The 17,917-nt window shown below is 36.2% G+C and carries 18 protein-coding genes; 12 read left to right on the top strand and 6 right to left on the bottom strand.

The window, feature by feature from the left end; all coding sequences use genetic code 11:
* The first annotated feature begins 210 nt into the window (after positions 1-210).
* From FJR09_RS18190 to wecB, 5 genes are all read left to right on the top strand, one after another.
* The gene (locus FJR09_RS18190) at positions 211-618 is read left to right on the top strand and encodes a tetratricopeptide repeat protein (protein ID WP_051155247.1); all 408 of its coding nucleotides are present in this window, start codon (positions 211-213) and stop codon (positions 616-618) included.
* A gap of 247 nt (positions 619-865) precedes the next feature.
* The gene (locus FJR09_RS18195; protein ID WP_168651283.1) at positions 866-1,528 is read left to right on the top strand and encodes a sigma-70 family RNA polymerase sigma factor; all 663 of its coding nucleotides are present in this window, start codon (positions 866-868) and stop codon (positions 1,526-1,528) included.
* A gap of 3 nt (positions 1,529-1,531) precedes the next feature.
* Complete coding sequence (locus tag FJR09_RS18200; protein ID WP_015083269.1) at positions 1,532-2,653, top strand: DUF1822 family protein; 1,122 nt, start codon at positions 1,532-1,534, stop codon at positions 2,651-2,653.
* A 175-nt stretch (positions 2,654-2,828) separates the two neighbouring features.
* A complete protein-coding gene (locus tag FJR09_RS18205) occupies positions 2,829-5,267 on the top strand; it encodes an ABC transporter substrate-binding protein (RefSeq protein WP_015083268.1) in 2,439 nt (812 codons plus the stop codon).
* An 83-nt stretch (positions 5,268-5,350) separates the two neighbouring features.
* Positions 5,351-6,460, top strand: a complete 1,110-nt coding sequence (gene wecB, locus FJR09_RS18210) for a non-hydrolyzing UDP-N-acetylglucosamine 2-epimerase (protein ID WP_015083267.1) — start codon at positions 5,351-5,353, stop codon at positions 6,458-6,460.
* On the opposite strand, the gene FJR09_RS18215 is transcribed toward wecB, so the two are convergent.
* Both FJR09_RS18215 and FJR09_RS18220 read right to left on the bottom strand, forming a co-directional pair.
* Entirely contained in the window at positions 6,457-7,062 is a 606-nt protein-coding gene (locus FJR09_RS18215; RefSeq protein WP_015083266.1) for a peptidoglycan-binding domain-containing protein, read from the bottom strand. The two genes, wecB and FJR09_RS18215, sit on opposite strands and share 4 nt — an antisense overlap.
* Positions 7,063-7,230: 168 nt before the next feature.
* The gene (locus FJR09_RS18220; RefSeq protein WP_174782930.1) at positions 7,231-8,079 is read right to left on the bottom strand and encodes a M23 family metallopeptidase; all 849 of its coding nucleotides are present in this window, start codon (positions 8,077-8,079) and stop codon (positions 7,231-7,233) included.
* Between the two features lie 366 nt (positions 8,080-8,445).
* On the opposite strand from FJR09_RS18220, the gene FJR09_RS18225 reads away from it, so the two are divergent.
* Complete coding sequence (locus tag FJR09_RS18225; RefSeq protein ID WP_041458582.1) at positions 8,446-9,285, top strand: prephenate/arogenate dehydrogenase; 840 nt, start codon at positions 8,446-8,448, stop codon at positions 9,283-9,285.
* Between the two features lie 119 nt (positions 9,286-9,404).
* On the opposite strand, the gene ychF is transcribed toward FJR09_RS18225, so the two are convergent.
* Positions 9,405-10,496 (bottom strand): redox-regulated ATPase YchF, encoded by a 1,092-nt coding sequence (ychF, locus tag FJR09_RS18230; RefSeq protein WP_015083262.1) that lies wholly within the window; start codon positions 10,494-10,496, stop codon positions 9,405-9,407.
* Positions 10,497-10,962: 466 nt separating this feature from the next.
* Between ychF and FJR09_RS18235 the strand changes: the two genes are divergently transcribed.
* Positions 10,963-11,337 (top strand): hypothetical protein, encoded by a 375-nt coding sequence (locus FJR09_RS18235; protein WP_015083261.1) that lies wholly within the window; start codon positions 10,963-10,965, stop codon positions 11,335-11,337.
* Positions 11,338-11,484: 147 nt separating this feature from the next.
* On the opposite strand, the gene FJR09_RS18240 is transcribed toward FJR09_RS18235, so the two are convergent.
* Genes FJR09_RS18240 through FJR09_RS18250 form a run of 3 tightly spaced genes read right to left on the bottom strand, consistent with a single transcriptional unit; the run spans position 11,485 to position 13,741 of the window.
* Entirely contained in the window at positions 11,485-11,820 is a 336-nt protein-coding gene (locus tag FJR09_RS18240) for a hypothetical protein (protein WP_015083260.1), read from the bottom strand.
* A 37-nt stretch (positions 11,821-11,857) separates the two neighbouring features.
* Positions 11,858-12,499 carry a HEPN domain-containing protein gene (locus FJR09_RS18245; protein ID WP_015083259.1) on the bottom strand — a complete coding sequence of 214 codons (642 nt, stop codon included), beginning with the start codon at positions 12,497-12,499 and terminating at the stop codon, positions 11,858-11,860.
* A 15-nt stretch (positions 12,500-12,514) separates the two neighbouring features.
* Positions 12,515-13,741: a DUF262 domain-containing protein gene (locus FJR09_RS18250; RefSeq protein ID WP_235082129.1), complete on the bottom strand. Its 1,227-nt coding sequence runs from the start codon at positions 13,739-13,741 to the stop codon at positions 12,515-12,517.
* 114 nt (positions 13,742-13,855) lie between these two features.
* Between FJR09_RS18250 and FJR09_RS18255 the strand changes: the two genes are divergently transcribed.
* From FJR09_RS18255 to FJR09_RS18275, 5 genes are all read left to right on the top strand, one after another.
* Positions 13,856-15,322: an aminotransferase class I/II-fold pyridoxal phosphate-dependent enzyme gene (locus FJR09_RS18255; RefSeq protein ID WP_015083257.1), complete on the top strand. Its 1,467-nt coding sequence runs from the start codon at positions 13,856-13,858 to the stop codon at positions 15,320-15,322.
* Between the two features lie 155 nt (positions 15,323-15,477).
* Positions 15,478-15,813, top strand: coding sequence for a cation:proton antiporter subunit C (locus tag FJR09_RS18260; protein ID WP_015083256.1), 336 nt, complete (start codon positions 15,478-15,480; stop codon positions 15,811-15,813).
* Entirely contained in the window at positions 15,810-17,249 is a 1,440-nt protein-coding gene (locus tag FJR09_RS18265; protein WP_015083255.1) for a cation:proton antiporter, read from the top strand. The genes FJR09_RS18260 and FJR09_RS18265 overlap by 4 nt, the downstream gene beginning before the upstream one ends.
* Positions 17,246-17,632, top strand: coding sequence for a Na+/H+ antiporter subunit E (locus FJR09_RS18270; RefSeq protein ID WP_015083254.1), 387 nt, complete (start codon positions 17,246-17,248; stop codon positions 17,630-17,632). The genes FJR09_RS18265 and FJR09_RS18270 overlap by 4 nt, the downstream gene beginning before the upstream one ends.
* Positions 17,629-17,886, top strand: a complete 258-nt coding sequence (locus FJR09_RS18275) for a hypothetical protein (RefSeq protein WP_015083253.1) — start codon at positions 17,629-17,631, stop codon at positions 17,884-17,886. Before FJR09_RS18270 ends, FJR09_RS18275 begins: the two co-directional genes overlap by 4 nt.
* Positions 17,887-17,917 lie beyond the last annotated feature (31 nt).

Genomic DNA, 17,917 nt, shown 5'->3' on the forward strand with positions numbered 1-17,917 from the left:
GGAGCGGTGGTGGTGGCGGTGACGGTGGTGGCGGTGACGGTGGTGGCGGTGGCGGTGACGGTGGTGGCGGTGACGGTGGTGGCGGTTAATAGCCAGCCAGAATTTACACCTCATTTAATGTAGCTGTTATTAGTAGCAGTTCTCTTGTCTTGCACTATGGCAAAGGTGTTGATAAATCTGAAAAATTCTTAGTTGAAGAAGGAAAACAAAATGAAATTATCAAAATTAACAAGTTTGGTTTTTGTACTAGGAGCAATATTATATAGCTCTAAAGTTGATGCTCAAAATGTGCCGAATATTTTAGAGTCAGGAAGAGAATCAAGATTACTGTTAGTACAAGTTAATTCTCAAGATCCAAAGTTTTATATCAAGCGTGGTGAAGCCCGATTTGAATCAGGAGATATAAAAGGAGCGATTGAAGATTTCAACCAAGCCTTACGTCTTAATCCTAATATTGCATTAGCCTACTTGAATAGAGGTCTTAACCGTCGTGAACTAGGAGATGAAAATGGGGCTACTGCCGATTTGCAAAGAGCATCTGAACTATTTCAACAACAAGTAGAAATAGCTGAATCTCAATATGTTATCAAGTTATTTCCGAAAATAAACAATAAGTAAATCTTCAGACGCTTGCTTTAATTAAGAAGATGAACATTGATAAGAGATAGAAAAAATCGGTGTTGCTAAATTGAGGTATGAAATTCCCAAATTGAACCTTTAAAACTCAAACCTCAGTGCGTCTTTGCGCCTTTGCGTGAGACTAAAATTCATACCCTTAATCAGCAACGCCAAAAAATCTTTTTGCATCTTTATAGCAATTTCAAGAAAATGGTATTATGTATCAAAATCAAACTAACCTAATCAAATGGATGAATTAGAAGTAAAAATCCTCCAACTTATTCAAGAAACTTGTCAACATCCTAGTGGTAGTCTAGCCCGTCAAAAAGGATTAAATCAGATTATTTTACTAATTCAAAAAACAGGTAAATTATTGCGCGGTACAGGTATACCTGATGCCGAAGAAGCTTTACAGGAAACTTGGTGGTTTTTTTGCCGTAATCTTTGTGAAGCTACTAGCGCAAAAGAACCTTATAATCCTGATAAAAGTAGCGTGATTACTTGGATTAACAATTACTTCAGTTATCGGTTACAAGATAAACGGATTAGTTATTATGAACAAAAAAGTAAATTCGATTTTTTCTTAGAAGAAAATGATCAAATAGATCCTGCAAGTTTAATTCCTGCACCTACAGAACCAAGACCAATATTAAATGAAATTCAAGAATGGTTAAAAACAAATTCTCCAGAACTAAAACGTATTCATATCCGAAATCGTCCAGATGTTAATAGTTACATTTTAATTACTCGTCGTTTACCACCAGAAAAATCTTGGCTAGATTTATCTGTAGAGTTTGGTATACCTGTAGCAACTCTTAGCAATTTCTATCAACGTCAATGTTTTCCCCGTCTGCTCAATTTTGGTAAATCCCAAGCTTATTTTGATAGCGAAGGTTACTTTGATATATAAATTATGAATTATCCTACTGAACAACAAAGCATTTCTATTCCTATTTCGGCAAAGTTCCGAGATACAGCTTTACAATTTGCCCAAGAACAACCAAATCCAGAAAAAGCAAAACTCGTATATCTGAATACTTTAGCTGTACAAGTTGTGAATAACTACTTGCAAATGTTAGATATTTCTACTACATTAGAAGCTAGTCATAGTTGGGATTATTGGGGAAGAATAGCTGGAAATGTAGCAGATTTATTATTAACTGGAATTGGACATTTAGAATGTAGATATATCAGAACAGGAGATCAGATTTGTTATATTCCTCCTGAAGTTTGGCATCATCGTTTTGGTTATGTGGTAGTAGAAATTAATCAAACCTGCCAAGAAGCCAAAATCAGAGGATTTTTACCCCAAGTTACCACAACAGAAATTAAACTAGAACAGTTACAACCATTAGAACTTTTCCTAGAACATTATCATCAATCTTCGGGTATACAATTAAGACAATGGTTAGAGGGAATATATACATCTCAATGGCAAAGTATTGAGGAATTAGCTTTACAAAAAACTTCGCAATTAGCCTTTCGTTCTGCAAAAGTGCGGGGATTTGAAATAGATACATCCAAAAAAGTTTGGCAAGTTATTGAACAATTATATCCCCAGCGCAGTTGGAGGAAAATCTTACCATCAACATTATTAGAAAATTCAGATGTAGAAGTAATGGATATTCTTGTTCATCTTTTACAAACTACAAATGATGAAGAAATTCGTTGGACTCTAGCAGAGATTTTATGGACAATTACACCAAATCATCCTGTTGTTACTGCTAGACGAATTATGGATTTAGGAATGCAGTTATCAGGGAAACCTGTAGCTTTAATGGTGGCTATATTACCCAAACTAGATAAAACTTTTGCTGTGCTTTTGCGAGTATACCCAATGGGAAATAAAATTTATTTACCAGCAGATTTACTATTATCAGGATTATATGAAAATGGCCAGCCATTTTTAGAAGTTAAAGCCAGAGAACAAGGAGATAATTACATTCAATTAAAATTTTGTGCTGAAATGGGTGAAAAATTCCAAATCCGGGTTACTCTAAATAATGCAACCATTACGGAAAAGTTTGTCATTTAACCAGACAAATAAATTAGTTGTAGGTTGGGTTAAGGCTTTGCGAAACCCAAGCAATTCGCAAAGATGTTGGGTTATGCCTACGGCACGCTACGCGAACACGTTGTTCAACCCAACCTACATAGACTATTATAAAAAGTTTGTCATTTAACTAGACAAATCAATTAGGGTAAAAACAGTGGGTAAGCTGATTATATTCGAGATTGGAGAAGGTAGTTTTGAAAAAGGATTTCCTGTAAAAATCAGAATTGGGGAAGACGGTAAACCCCATTTCGCAGAAATTTCTGGCAGGTTCCCACCAGATTTAGAAATTCCTCAAACTTATTATGAATGGCAATCAGCTTATTATCAATTGCCTGGTAATTGGTTAATCACTGTACCTCAAACTCAAATTACCAATGTATCTACTACAGAGATTTGTGATACTGCTGCTAAAAAATTCCAGTCTAGTTTTAATAATTGGTTAAATCAACCATCTGTGAGAAAATTAGAACGGCAATTTTTACAAAAAATCGGTGATTGGCATAATGTCAGATTTATTGTACAAACACAAGATTCACTTTTAAGAAGACTTCCTTGGCATTTGTGGGAAATATTTCATACCAGTCATATTCAACCTGAAGTTGTCATTAGTTCTGAGTATGAACCATCCAAAATTAAATTAAAAAGTCCGGTAAAAATTCTGGCTATTTTAGGTAATAGTCAAGGGATTGATATTCAACCAGATTTACAAGCATTGACCGCAAAATTACCAGGGGCAATTATTGAACCTTTGCTGCAACCTTCGCGTCAAGAACTTGTTAATAAATTATGGTATCAACCTTGGGATATTTTATTTTTTGCCGGACATAGTTGCAGTCAAGAAGGTGATAGTTGGGGAGAAATTCAAATTAATGACAATGAAACTTTATCACTTTTACAGTTGCGTCATACTCTGGGATATGCTGTCAAAAAAGGATTGAAATTAGCAATTTTTAATTCTTGTGATGGTTTAGGATTAGCGCGTAATTTAGCTGATTTACGCATACCTTATACAATTGTGATGCGAGAACCTGTTCCTGATATTGTTGCTCAACATTTTCTAGAATATTTTCTCACAGTTTTTGCGTCTGGTGAATCTTTATATATTTCTGTACAACAAGCGCGTGTGCGTTTACAGGAAGAATTAGAAAATCAATATCCTTGTGCTTCTTGGATACCTGTAATTTTTCAAAATCCAGCCGCAGCATTACTCAAATATCCCCAACCTCGCAATTTACAAAAAATAGTTTTACAGTCAGCAATAGCTACGATGTTATTAGTAATTATCGGTGCTATTTCATGGCTGAGTTTCCAGGAAATCAAATTGCGAAATCGGTTTAGTTATGGGGAGAAAATATTATTTAATTCTCCAACTAATTTGGATAAACAAGCAGCTATAACAGCATTTTGGTGGAAAAATTATAATCTGGCAATTAAAAAATTTACCACCTATTTACAAGATTATCCTAATGATCCAGAAGCTAGAATATATTTAGAAAATGCGAAGGTTGGAAATAAAGAAGTAATCAAAATTGGTGTAGCTGTACCGATAGGTAGTAATCCTCCCGTAGCGCAAGAAATCCTGCGAGGAGTCGCACAAGCTCAACAAGAGATAAATCATGATGGTGGAGTGAATAGTAAATTTCTACAAATTCAAATTACTAATGACAATAATAACCCAGAAATAGCTCAACAAATAGCGGCAAGATTTGTCAAAAATAAAGATATTTTAGCTGTAATTGGTCATAATAGCAGTGATGCTACCGTACCAGCTTCTAATATATATCAATCTGGCAAATTGGTGATGATTTCCCCAACCAGTAGTTCTACAAAATTAACTGACCGTGAAGATCAAACCAATGGTAATTATATTTATAGAACTGTAATTAGTTCTCATGTAATTGCGGAAACTCTGGCGGAATATGCCAAAAATAATGATAAAAGTAAGATTCTTATTTGCAGTGATTCTCAAGCAACGGATCAATCTTTCATTCAGGCTTTTATTAATACTATTAATAACAGAAATTTAGAATTAATTAGTGATATTCATTGTGATTTTTCTGCTAATAACTTTCAAAGTGATAAAATTATTCAAAATGCTATTAATCAAAATGTCAATACTATTCTGCTGAATCCTCATATTGATAGAATTAATCAAGCTCTGGAAATTGCTAAAAGTAATCAAGGTAAGTTATTATTATTAGGAAATCCTAGTTTACAAACACAAACAACTCTGGCTGCTGGTAATGCAGTTAATGGTATGATTATGGCAGTTCCTTGGCAAATTAATGATTTAGAAAATAAAGAATTTGTCAAAAGTGCTAATCAGATTTGGGGTGAACAAATTTTAATTACTTGGCGGACAGCTACGGCTTTTGATGCTACTAAAACAGTAGCTATTGCTATGGAAAAAAATGGTAATACTAGAATAGGTATTCAACAAGCTTTAAGTCATAATTTTGCTTTTTCAGGTGTGACAGGGAGAATCAAATTTTTATCATGGGGCGATCGTGATCGCATCAGTAAGGCTATGTTAGTTCAAGTACAAGTAGACTCCCAAGCATCTACAGGCTATAGTTTTATCCGAAAGGAGTAGACAATAATTTGGTATAATTATCTAAAAAACTAATTACCATCTTGGGGAAGTGCAAATAAAAGTAAATTGTAATTATTTGACTAATGACTAATCAACACCGCATTGGCATTATTTTAGGAACTCGTCCCGAAGCTATTAAACTAGCACCAGTAATTCAAGTTTTTCAAAATTCTCCAGATTTTGAATTGCAGGTAATTCTCACAGGACAACATCGAGAAATGGTTGAACAAGTGATGCAATTGTTCAAACTCAAAGCCGATTGGAATTTAGAGATTATGCAGCGTCAACAATCTCTTAATGATATTACCTGTAGAAGTTTACAAGGTTTAGAAGCATTATTTCAAGCCCAAAAGTTAGATTTTGTAATTGTGCAAGGAGATACAACAACAGCTTTTGCAGCCACCTTGGCAGCTTTTTATCAAAAAATCCCTGTAGGTCATGTGGAAGCAGGTTTAAGGACTGATGATTTATTTAATCCTTTTCCCGAAGAAGCTAATAGAAGGTTGATTTCCCAGCTTACACAATTGCATTTTGCGCCGACTACTTTGGCGGTGGAAAACTTACAAAATTCTGGGGTGTTAGGAGAAATTCACTTAACAGGAAATACGGTAATTGATGCCTTATTAAATGTGGCTGCCAAAAAACCAGTTTGCAATATACCAGGTTTAGACTGGAGCAAATATAGGACAATATTGGCAACAGTTCATAGACGGGAAAATTGGGGATCACCGCTGCAAGACATCGCTGAAAGTTTTTTACAAATTTTAGAGCAATTTCCTGATACAGCCTTATTACTGCCATTACATAAAAATCCCACAGTTAGAGAACCATTGCAACAGTTATTAGGGAATCATTCCCGCATTTTCTTAACAGAACCCTTGGATTATGCCGAATTAGTGGGAGCTATTGAGCGATCGCATTTAATCTTAACCGATTCCGGTGGCTTGCAAGAAGAAGCCCCCAGTCTGGGTAAACCGGTGTTAGTTCTCAGAGATACCACCGAAAGACCAGAAGCAGTCACCGCTGGGACAGCCAAACTCCTAGGGACACAAACCGCAAATATCGTCACAGCCGCTAGTGAACTACTCAGCAATCCCGACGCTTACAGCAAAATGGCCACCGCCATTAATCCCTTTGGCGATGGCCATGCAGCAGAACGCATCCTGCAAATTGTCAAAAATTACTTAAGCTAAATGCCTAAAGCTCTCCGAGTTTGATAACCAACAACGCCATCTACACGCAGTCCGTTACGTCTTTGGAAGTGACGAACTGCATTAATGGTTCGTGAACCGTAAACGCCATCAACTCTAATCCCTAAAGCTCTTTGGATTTCTCTGACTCGTTCGCCTCTTGCGCCATATTCTACCGTTACCCTACCCCCAACACCGTAGCCAGAACGATATCTGCGGTGAGAACGTCCAGGAGTATTACCAATCCATCTTTCAGCAGCATAGTATCCTCGGTAACGTCCCGAAGAAATTCTCGCAAACCCATTTCTAACACTACCAGTTTCACCAACGTATGTACCATTGCGGACACAGGCTACAGATGAATTTGCAGTGCTAGGTCCAGTGCGAATATAAAGACAGCTTCCATTCGTGCTGGCATATTCAGCCGAAGCAAACTGCATTTGAGTCACTGTAGCTAGTAATATAGTTACACCGGCCAAAGTTAACCATGCAGAAGATTTAAAAATTTTCCGCCAATTAAATGACGATTTCGGAAGACTTAATGCAAAATTTTCATTTGTCCTTTCATCCTCTATATACATATAGGAATAAGCCAAATATTCCATAATCATCTGCTCCTTGATGTGAAATTTTGTGATACTTTTGTCTAGTTTTAATCTTCATTGATTTTATACTTCTTTATGACAATATGTTGGCTAATATATTCCGCCATTTGAACTGTCACATCAGGTATTTGTAATGAAATCATCAATTACATAAAGAGGTTAGTATTTTTATTTCCCTAAACCATGAGAAGTGAGAAAACTATCCGCACGAATTGGACTCCCATTGCGCCAAATTTCTATTTTTTCTGGACTAATTAAGTAGGAAAAAGTCCCATTATCTGCCTGATATTTGTGATTGTCAAGCTTCCAAGCCCGAATTTTTAAAACTTGACTTGGTTCTTGTTTCAATTTCCCCACATAAAATAACTGACCATGTTCTTCGCAAACTTTTATACTGACTGTTGTTGTCTCCCCTGTCATAACTGTAGTTCCATCACAATCAGTATTATTACTTACAGATAAAACTGGTTGTAGAATTGGGGTAATTGGTTTATTTACTGGTGTTTTTGCGATGGTGGCAGACGGTAATAAACTGAGAGGATTACTAGCTAAACGACCATCTGCATAAAATTCAAAATGCAAATGAGGGGCGGTGCTATTGCCTGTTGAACCCATTTCGGCAATAATTTGACCTTGTTTGACCTGTTGACCTTTACTTACTAATAAACGGCTATTATGTCCGTAAACTGTTACATTGCCATTAAAATGTTTAATTTCGATAAAATTGCCTAATCCCCAATCATCCCAACCAGCTTTCACGACTGTACCAGCAGCAGCAGCTAAAATTGGAGTCCCTTTTGCACCCGCAATATCAATTCCCTCATGCTGATATTTACGGAAACCTTGGGAAAGAATCCCTTGGGTCGGCCAAATTAAGTTAGCAGTAGGTGCGGGTGTGGGGTTAATTAGAGAAACTGTCTGAGTCAAAGCTGGGGAAACTTTACTTACAGCCACGGTACAGGATATTAAAGCCATCAAAGCATAATCACAAAAGCGGTAGATATTAACTTTTTTCATCAGTTTCTAGCCTAATAATTGCTATAGCAGCGAAAAAGAAGTCAAAGCTGACTGCTGTAAATGGAAAAATGCTATAGTTATTTGCTATTTCAGTCTCAAATGTGTCACATCGGGACAATTTGCTAGTTAAATTTACGACTCGTGCAAACTTACTATTCCCAAGATGCTTAGATTTTTTCGATTTATGGACATTACTAAAATTTGATTCTGTTAGGTTAAGACCACTAAAGTTGACAACCGATTCTGCCTAGGTTGCGATTAATTCTGCTTCTAAATTCATTAATCTACCCTGCTATTGCCAACTTTGAGAGTTGAAGTTGGTAAAGTATTGAGAGAATAAGTACAAATTAAATTTTCCAGATGACGATGAAAATTGGTATTTTAGGACTGGGACTTATAGGCGGTTGCTTAGGTTTCGATTTACGTTCGCAAGGACACCATGTTTTAGGTGTCAGTCGTCGTCAATCAACTTGTGAAAAGGCAATTAACCTTGGTAGCGTTGATCAAGCGTCGTTGGACTTGAGCTTGTTGGCATCAGCCGAAGTTGTATTTATTTGTACCCCTATAGGATTGATAGTCCCCCAAGTGAAAGAGTTGATCACTCATTTACCAAAGGCTACTATTGTTACTGATGTTGGTTCAGTTAAAATGCCTATAGTTGAGGCAATTTCTCCTGTGTGGGAAAATTTTGTCGGTGGTCATCCGATGGCGGGAAAAACAGACGCGGGTATAGAAGCAGCACAGCGAAATTTATTTGTTAATCGGCCTTATGTATTAACGCCTGTGGCAACAACACCTAGTAATGCTGTGACAATTGTAGAGGAAATTGTGCGATCGCTCGGTTCTATTATCTACCATTGTCAACCAGAACAACATGACCGCGCTGTGAGTTGGATTTCTCATTTACCTGTAATTGTGAGTGCCTCTTTGATAGCAGCTTGTTTAAGTGAAACAGATCCAGAAATCGCGGCCTTAGCCCAAAATTTTGCTAGTTCAGGGTTTCGAGATACAAGTAGGGTTGGGGGTGGAAATCCCGAATTAGGGGTAATGATGGCGCAATATAATCGCCAAGCATTATTACATTCTCTTCATCAATACCGCGAAAATTTGTCTGAATTTATTCATATAATTGAGCAGGAAAAGTGGGAATTATTAGCAGAAAAATTTAAATTCAATCAACAAGCGCGTCCTGATTTTGTAGAATAAGTTACTGGTGCGTTATCAATAATGTAACGCACCTGATCATTTAGTTATCACCGAGTCAGAAAGAAGAAAGAAAGCAGAATATTTATCTTTTCTGTTCCCTGTTCCCTGTTAAAGATTATTTACACATTAAATCGGAATAATAGTACATCACCTTCTTGGACAATATACTCTTTTCCTTCACTTCTGACTAAGCCTTTTTCTTTGGCTGCACTCATTGAACCATGAGTTACTAAATCATGATAAGCCACAGTTTCAGCCCGAATAAATCCCCGTTCAAAATCAGAGTGAATAACTCCTGCGGCTTGAGGTGCAGACATTCCGGCATTAATTGTCCAAGCGCGGGTTTCTTTCGGTCCACAGGTGAAATAAGTCCGCAAACCTAATAGAGTGTAAGTTGCGCGAATTAAAGATTTTAAACCACCTTCTTTTACACCTAAAGATTCCAGAAAATCAGCTTTATCTGCTTCTGGTAATTCTACTAATTCCGCTTCTACTTGAGCAGAAACAATGACAACTTGGGCATTTTCGACCGCAGCAACTTCTCGAACTCTCTCAACAAAATCATTACCTGTGGCTAAATCTTCTTCAGAAACATTAGCAGCGTAAATAATGGGTTTATTGGTAAGTAGTCCTAAGCCTTTGATAATTTCCGATTCTTCGGCATTCAAACCAACTTGACGGACAGATTTGCCTTCATTTAAAGCAGCGGCTAATTTTTCGAGAATTTCTACTTCAACCTGGGCATCTTTGCTAGTGCGTGCGAGTTTGCGACTTCTATCAATCCGTTTTTCAATTTGGAATAAGTCAGATAAACCAAGTTCTAAATTAATGATTTCAATATCTCGCGCTGGGTCAACAGAACCGGCTACGTGAATGATATCATCGTTTTCAAAACAACGGACAACATGAACTATGGCATCAACTTCCCGAATGTGGGATAAAAATTGATTACCCAGTCCTTCTCCTTGACTTGCACCTTTAACTAAACCGGCAATATCCACAAATTCGACACGGGCGGGTACTGTTTGTACTGAGGTAGCAATTTTTGCTAAAACGTTTAACCGGTCGTCGGGGACTGAGACCATGCCAACATTGGGTTCAATGGTACAAAATGGGAAGTTAGCGGCTTCAGCCTTAGCGTTAGCGACTACAGCGTTAAATAAGGTTGATTTTCCGACGTTGGGAAGTCCGACAATTCCGGCTCTTAGCATTGTAAATTTTAGATTTTGGTTTCAAGTATAAGGATAGTTCAAACAGGTGGAGGATGGTTGGAGTCATTGGTGTTAACTTAGGCTAAAAATGGCTTATCTGTTTGCTGACAAACTCGCCCAGAAATGAATTTCCGGTCTCAAAGCTAAAGTGCGTTTGAACGCACTCTGGTTAACTCAAAATCAAAAATTATCCTATTTATGCCTAAGTAAGTAGGTCGGCGTTAAAAATTATCGTTGTGGAAAGGCAAGAGGCAAGAAGCAAGAGTGAAGAGGTTTTTGGAGATTTTACTTTTCTTTACACAATTTGGTTTTATTATGTTGACCTACTTAGTCGGTTTTAACCGACTTTAGCTTTTAGACAGGGAATTTATTCCCTGGCTTTCATCCTTGACTTTCATCCTTGACTGAAAAATCTGTTTATGTAATTACAAATGTGGTATAAAAAAAATCTAAAATCTAAAATGGTATGAACAAGTATCTAATTACAGCCATAGTTACAACTGTTTTATGGCATAGTTTATTATCCAAGGCTTGGGGGCAAGCACCCAATTGTATTCCCCTAAGTTTGCCTCAAGTTAGCAAATCGGTGAATACTGTCCAGCAGAATAATGTGATCGTCATTGGTAAAGTGCCAAACCGCCCGTATGTGGTTGTTGTTCCTGGCAATTCAGATCAATTATTAAATGTTGTCAGAAGCTATGTTTCTGACGCATTTTTAGCCAAGCATCGGCTTGGGACTTATATATACGCTGGGAGTTCTAGTAAAAGAGAAGAAGCCGAGTGTTTATCTAGCGTGTTGAAATACCATAGGATAGATGCGCGAGTTATCTATTTCCACTAAGGAGGCTGTAGGATTGACACTCTCAGGGAGCCAAGCCACTGAGATTCTACTGACAGAATGAGATTAAGAGTTTAGCCCAATCTAATCTCGCGGCGACCTCAAAAGGGCAATTATATCAACTTGCAGTTCCTTAATTTAGGTTTGAGATTATTCTTCTTTCTGACTGCTAACTGCTGCTATATCCTGATTTTCCCACAATTCTAATAAACCAACTGTACCGACAAAAAATGTATAAGTTGCATATTTGATTGCTGTCTGATTGCGTGTTGGGGCATAATAAGCGGCAATTAATGCTTCAATAAAATGAGCGGATAGGGCAATATGGGCAATGATTAAAGCTGGTGTTAAGATACTGGGTAGTTGGTTATTGGTTATTGATGTTTGGAGATTCCATAATTCTAAGCCAATGGCGCTGGTGATGAGTGTGGTGGAGATGATTTTGATGATGGGGAATAGTTTTTGTTTGATATCTTTTAAGTTCATGTTGTTTGATTTTTTCAAAGTAAGAATATTTTACATTTTATTCTATCAAATTATTGATTAATTCATCTATTCTTAAAAGTTCATCAGTAATTTGGTTTACAGTATTTAATTCATTTGCAGGATCTGGAGTTTGAGTAGTCATGTATGATGTAGCTGAAGTATGTGCGACAAGACCTCGTTTTTCTCCAAATGTATTCATGGTAGCAAGCCAAGCAGGATCTAAATGATCACTATCTATTCCTATGGGTAAAAGTAAGGACAAAATATGATCTTCTTTGACTCCATGATTTTGACTAATAACTCTTTTAAAACTTTCCAACGCTAAATTTATTTTTTTTGATATTTTGATTTTTTCCTCTTTAACGGTTTTACTTCCCTTTTTTGGTGTAAGTGTATCTGGTGGTTCATCCATAGTTAAACCAGAAAACCCAAGTAGACATATTAAAGTACGAGTTGTTTTACCGCTTTCATCCCAAAGAGTTTTGGCATTTTGAACAACTTCCCAAGCTCTTTCTTCAAGATAAGATTCAATTTCAGCATGAGCTAAAACTCTATATGCAGCAGTTTTAGATAACTGACTCTCAGAATATAAACCCGTTGGGTTAATCTTAGGAAGAAATTGTTTTTTTAACCTATTTAACTCTCTAGTTAAAGTACGAAATCTAGCTGATTTTGACATATTATAGATAACAACCTATCTCAAACCATTGAAAATAATACGATTATCAACGAATTGAGGTAGGTTAAATTCTACATCTAAAACTTCTAGTAGACTTTCGCCCCAAAATCTAAAACGATTGTAAGTTTGACTAATGTTTTTGGTTGTTCCTTCAACACCTTCTTTAAAGTCGTTATTTGATGAACATAATTTTTTTAAAGCTTCTTGAACTTTGTCTTGATTTCTTTCAGCAGATTGTCTGATAATTTCATCTGAAAAATAAAATACCATCACATCTAAAATTGCTCTATTAAAGCGTCTTCTATATTTTTTATCATTGCTTAACCACATACGAAAAAAGTTTTTGTCTCCAAATATATTAATAGTTGTTTGTACTGCTTCCTCAAATTGGTTAACTACATTTTCAATATCATTATGTTTGTTATTCCAATCTTTATTAAGTTCTGTGCAGGTCATGTCAAGAAATGATTTAAGGTTTCCACTATATTTAGATAGAAAATAATGAAATCCTACATAACGTAACAATAATTCGACATCTCTCATCCGAAAATCAGGATGTGGTGATTTGAATATTTTTTTAAGAGCTTGACTTTTAATTGATTGATCATCTAAAAAATTGATAAATGAACCATGATGTAATGCTTGTCGAAGTTCTTGTGCTGATAATGGTGTACTTTGTACATTCAAACGTAGAAAAATTTTATAAAGGAAATTTTCGTCTTTTATATTCCGCAGAAGCATAGTGCGAATAGTTTGATTATCAAGATTATCAGTATCTCTACTCAAAAATAAATCACTTCTTATGTCTTCATATTTTTTGCCAATTAAATCACGTCTAAATTCTAGATTTCTTAAAGCAAAGGCATTATTTGGTATGTTTTCATCACTCCTGCCATAAAATTGCAGAATTGTTAACAAGCGTTGCTTACCATCAAGAACAATAAATTTACCTTGTTCTTGACTAGTTGCTAATACTATTTGTGGTACTGGAAACCCAAGTATAAGTGATTCGATAAATCTACTTTTGAGTGTTATATCCCAAGCGTCTCGTCTTTGAAATCTTGGAGTTAATTGGATATTATTGCGAAGAAGCTGATCAAGTATTGTTGCTGTTGTCCAGTCACTACCAGAAACAACAATTTCTCGAATTTGCTTTAATTCAGGAATTAACTCACTCAGCGGTTGAGACTCAATTTCTTGATCTTCCTCTTCCTCAAAAAATATTTCTTCTTCGTTAGTCATAGTTTCGGTCTGCATAAAGATTTGAATTTAAATACAATATATCATATTATTTCTTTATATTCTATACTTTATCAATTTTACCTAAAGTCCTAAACACTTCCTTTTCCCCCAAAAATGCTCAACCAAAACCAAACCCCCCTGATAGATGCCTTAAAAGCCTGTACAACCCGTCCTCACGCCCCATTTTACACCCCAGGACATAAACACGGTGCGGGCATTTCCCCACTTTTAACCGATTTAATTGGAAAAGATGTCTTTCGTGCTGACTTAACAGAATTAGCAGAATTAGATAATTTATTCACACCCCAAAGCGTAATTCTCGCAGCACAAGAACTAGCAGCAGAGGCTTTTGGTGCAGAGAAAACATGGTTTTTAGTTAATGGTTCTACCTGCGGAATTGAAGCTGCAATTCTCGCTACTTGTAGAACAGGAGAAAAAATTATTCTGCCGCGAAATGTCCACTCTTCTGTGATTTCTGGGTTAATTCTTTCTGGGGCAATTCCTATTTTTATAAATCCTGCATACAACTCAGATTTAGATATTTCTTACAGTATTACACCGGAAACATTAAAAGCAGCATTAGCAAAACATCCAGATACAAAAGTAGTGCTGATAGTTTATCCTAATTATTATGGTGTTTGTGGGAATTTGCCAGCATTGGTAAACCTTACCCACCAATATAATATTCCCTTAATTGTAGACGAAGCCCATGGCGCACATTTTCATTTTCACCCAGAATTACCAACATCTGCTTTATCCGCAGGGGCAGATTTAACAGTACAATCAATTCATAAAACATTGGGAGCAATGACACAAGCATCAATGTTACATATTCAAGGTCAAAGAATTGATATTGATAGAGTGAATAAAGCTTTGCAATTAGTTCAATCTACCAGTCCTAGTTTTATCCTTTTAGCTTCTCTAGATGCCGCACGTCAGCAAATGGCAATACATGGAGAAAAGCTGATGTTTGAAACTTTGGAATTAGCCAAAGAAGCAATTGATAAAATCAACAAAATTCCTAGTTTATCGGTTTTACAAATAGCTCAAAACCATATAAAAAATAACGGCTTTATAGATTTAGATAAAACCCGGTTAACCGTTAATGTTTCTCAGTTAGGTTTAACAGGTTTTACTGCTGAAGATATTATTAATGCCAATGGAGTAACCCCAGAATTTTCATCTTTACAAAATCTCACATTTATTATTAGCCTAGGAAACACAAAAACTGATATTGAAACATTAGTACAAACCTTAAATAATCTTACCCAAATTCCCCACTTGACAAATCGGGAAAAAATCTGTAAATATAAAAAAGATACTATAATCGCCCCTTCTATGTGCATTTCTCCCCGTGAGGCATTTTTTGCTGATAGTGAGATCTTACCTTTCGAGAAAACCCTAGAACGGATTTGTGCAGAAATTATTTGTCCTTATCCTCCAGGAATTCCCGTATTAATGCCAGGAGAACTAATTACAAAATCAGCTTTAGAATATTTGCAAGAAATTCAAAAAATGGGTGGTTTTATTACTGGTTGTGCAGATGAAACTTTGCAAACTTTAAAAGTTGTGAAAGGATAGATTTATCTCAACAGATATTTTAAAAGTAAAGAAAACATAAATCATTAGATATACCTATAATAATCATCAGAATATTTTAGTGTCAAGATTAACTTAGCACTAGAAATTCGTGCTTATATTAAATCAGCACTTTATCATGAAATTAAATAACTCCCGTGTTAGAAGCGTGCGTACTGATAACAATATTGTGTGGTTTTTTTGGCATCATCCTCAAAAAAAACCTGGTAATGAAAATTGTCTCTATGGATGTGATGAGTACAGGTGTGATTGCCTTTTATGTACTAATTGCATCACGACAAGGCTTATTTACTCCCATTATTTCCGATGTAAAAAACATTGCTTATGCCGATCCAGTTCCCCAAGCAGTGATATTAACAGCGATAGTTATCGGGTTTTCCATTCAGGCTTTGATGCTGGTTGGTGTGATGAAATTAGCACGGGATAACCCCACATTGGAAAGCAACGAGATTGAAAAAAATAATACACCATGAATACCATTACACTAGCTTGGATTGCTACCCCATTTTTTCTAGGGTTCATGATTTTTCTAGTCCCCAAACTGAACCGACATTTGACATTGTGGGGGACTATTGCTTCTGCTGCTTATGGGTTGCAGCTATTTATCGAACCATCACCCATCACAATGAATTTACTGGATAGTTTCGGTATTACCTTAGTAGCCGACGAGTTAAGTGGTTATTTTATTTTCACAAATGCCCTGGTAACGGCTGCTGTTGCCCTCTACTGCTGGCGCAGTGATAAAACGGCTTTTTTCTATGCCCAGATGATTATTGTGCATGGTAGCCTCAATGCTGCCTTTATCTGTGCCGATTTCATTAGTTTATATGTGGCTTTAGAGGTCAGCGGTATTGCGGCTTTTCTGTTGATTGCTTATCCCCGTAGCGATCGCTCAATTTGGGTAGGTTTACGGTATCTCTTTGTTAGCAATACTGCAATGTTATTTTATTTAGTAGGTGCAGTATTAGTTTATCAAACACATCATTCCTTTAATTTTGCCGGGTTAAAAGGATCACCCCCGGAAGCACTAGCACTAATTTTTCTGGGATTATTCATCAAAGCTGGAATTTTTGTCTCCGGTTTATGGCTACCTTTAACTCATTCTGAATCAGAAACCCCAGTTTCCGCATTGATGTCAGGAATTGTCGTTAAAGCCAGTGTTTTGCCTTTATTACGTTGTGCATTAGTTTCCGAAGAAATTGATATTATAGTCAGAATTTTTGGTGTGGGAACAGCTTTAATGGGTGTATCCTATGCTGTCTTTGAAAAGGATACCAAGCGCCTGTTAGCATTTAGCACTATTTCCCAGTTAGGCTGGATTCTCGCTGCACCGGCTGTAGGTGGATTTTATGCCCTCACCCATGGATTAGTCAAATCGTCTTTATTTTTGATTGCGGGTTCTTTACCCAGTCGCAATTTTAAAGAACTGCAAAATAAACCCATTCATACAACAATTTGGATACCTTTAGTTATTGCTAGTTTATCAATTTCTGGTTTGCCTTTGTTGTCAGGGTTTGCAGCAAAGGTATTAACGATAAAAAATGTAGAATCTTGGCAATTTATAGTGATGAATATTGCCGCAGTTGGTACAGCCATATCTTTTGCTAAATTTATTTTTCTCCCCCATATAAAAGCAGAAGAAGAAGAACAGAAAACAAAATCCGGTTTTTGGATATCAGTAATCTTTTTAATTACTGGATTATTTGTGGCAAATATTGTCTATCTTCCAGCTTATGAAATCACCAATATCACAAAAGCACTTTTAACTATTGCTGCGGGCTGGTTAGGATATCATTTCATTTTCAAGAAATTATCCATATCTCTACCTCGTGTATTTGAAGAATTTGAGCATTTAGTTGGTGTCATGAGTTTAACTTTAATCCTATTATTTTGGATGGCTTTACCATGATTGGACATCTCATATTCAGACTGTCAATTTGGTTATTACTCACAGCTAATGTGAGTTTAACAAATATTATCATCGGTGTAATTATTGCCTTACTTTTACCACGTGGTAAGTCATCACCAGAAAAATTAAAATCTTGGTTAAAGGTAATAATTAAAATCTTTGTTGCTATTCCGGTTGCTTTTATGGAGGCATTTGAAATTATCTTCCGTCCCCATAATCAAGAAGAAATTATCATGGAAAGAGTCAAACTCAACAGATCACCTTTATTGATTTTTCTTGATATATTTCTAATTACCTTTACACCCAAAACCATCGTCATGAAATACCACGAAGAAGGATGGTATGAAGTCCACCACATTAAACCCAAGAGAAAACAATCATGAAACTAGAAATAGTCTTAACGGCAATGATTTTAGCACTACTCATTCCCATTTATGAAGCTTGGAGAAGTGATGATACCTGGCAGAAAATGTTAGCTTTTGGCAGCATTTCTAGTAAAGTAGCCATCATGATTCTCGTAATTTCCGTTTTACGAGATGATTGGATGATTGGTGTAGTCGCAGCGATTATTTTGACGGTAGGAAATGCCGCATTAATGTTATTAGCACATATTCTCAGAAGATTAGGTGAAGTATGATTAAAACTAACAATAAGATCCCCGACTTCTG

It is taken from the genome of Dolichospermum sp. UHCC 0406, from assembly GCF_009712025.1.
Classification (GTDB): domain Bacteria; phylum Cyanobacteriota; class Cyanobacteriia; order Cyanobacteriales; family Nostocaceae; genus Dolichospermum; species Dolichospermum lemmermannii.

Bases quoted from the DNA above. Each gene is read 5' to 3' on its own strand.
- FJR09_RS18240 (WP_015083260.1), bottom strand. From the start codon at position 11,820: ATGAACTTAAAAGATATCAAACAAAAACTATTCCCCATCATCAAAATC.
- FJR09_RS18195 (WP_168651283.1), top strand. From the start codon at position 866: ATGGATGAATTAGAAGTAAAAATCCTCCAACTTATTCAAGAAACTTGT.
- FJR09_RS18270 (WP_015083254.1), top strand. From the start codon at position 17,246: ATGATTGGACATCTCATATTCAGACTGTCAATTTGGTTATTACTCACA.
- FJR09_RS18200 (WP_015083269.1), top strand. From the start codon at position 1,532: ATGAATTATCCTACTGAACAACAAAGCATTTCTATTCCTATTTCGGCA.
- wecB (WP_015083267.1), top strand. From the start codon at position 5,351: ATGACTAATCAACACCGCATTGGCATTATTTTAGGAACTCGTCCCGAA.
- FJR09_RS18190 (WP_051155247.1), top strand. From the start codon at position 211: ATGAAATTATCAAAATTAACAAGTTTGGTTTTTGTACTAGGAGCAATA.
- FJR09_RS18235 (WP_015083261.1), top strand. From the start codon at position 10,963: ATGAACAAGTATCTAATTACAGCCATAGTTACAACTGTTTTATGGCAT.
- FJR09_RS18225 (WP_041458582.1), top strand. From the start codon at position 8,446: ATGAAAATTGGTATTTTAGGACTGGGACTTATAGGCGGTTGCTTAGGT.
- ychF (WP_015083262.1), bottom strand. From the start codon at position 10,496: ATGCTAAGAGCCGGAATTGTCGGACTTCCCAACGTCGGAAAATCAACC.
- FJR09_RS18265 (WP_015083255.1), top strand. From the start codon at position 15,810: ATGAATACCATTACACTAGCTTGGATTGCTACCCCATTTTTTCTAGGG.
- FJR09_RS18250 (WP_235082129.1), bottom strand. From the start codon at position 13,741: ATGACTAACGAAGAAGAAATATTTTTTGAGGAAGAGGAAGATCAAGAA.
- FJR09_RS18255 (WP_015083257.1), top strand. From the start codon at position 13,856: ATGCTCAACCAAAACCAAACCCCCCTGATAGATGCCTTAAAAGCCTGT.
- FJR09_RS18275 (WP_015083253.1), top strand. From the start codon at position 17,629: ATGAAACTAGAAATAGTCTTAACGGCAATGATTTTAGCACTACTCATT.
- FJR09_RS18220 (WP_174782930.1), bottom strand. From the start codon at position 8,079: ATGAAAAAAGTTAATATCTACCGCTTTTGTGATTATGCTTTGATGGCT.
- FJR09_RS18245 (WP_015083259.1), bottom strand. From the start codon at position 12,499: ATGTCAAAATCAGCTAGATTTCGTACTTTAACTAGAGAGTTAAATAGG.
- FJR09_RS18215 (WP_015083266.1), bottom strand. From the start codon at position 7,062: ATGGAATATTTGGCTTATTCCTATATGTATATAGAGGATGAAAGGACA.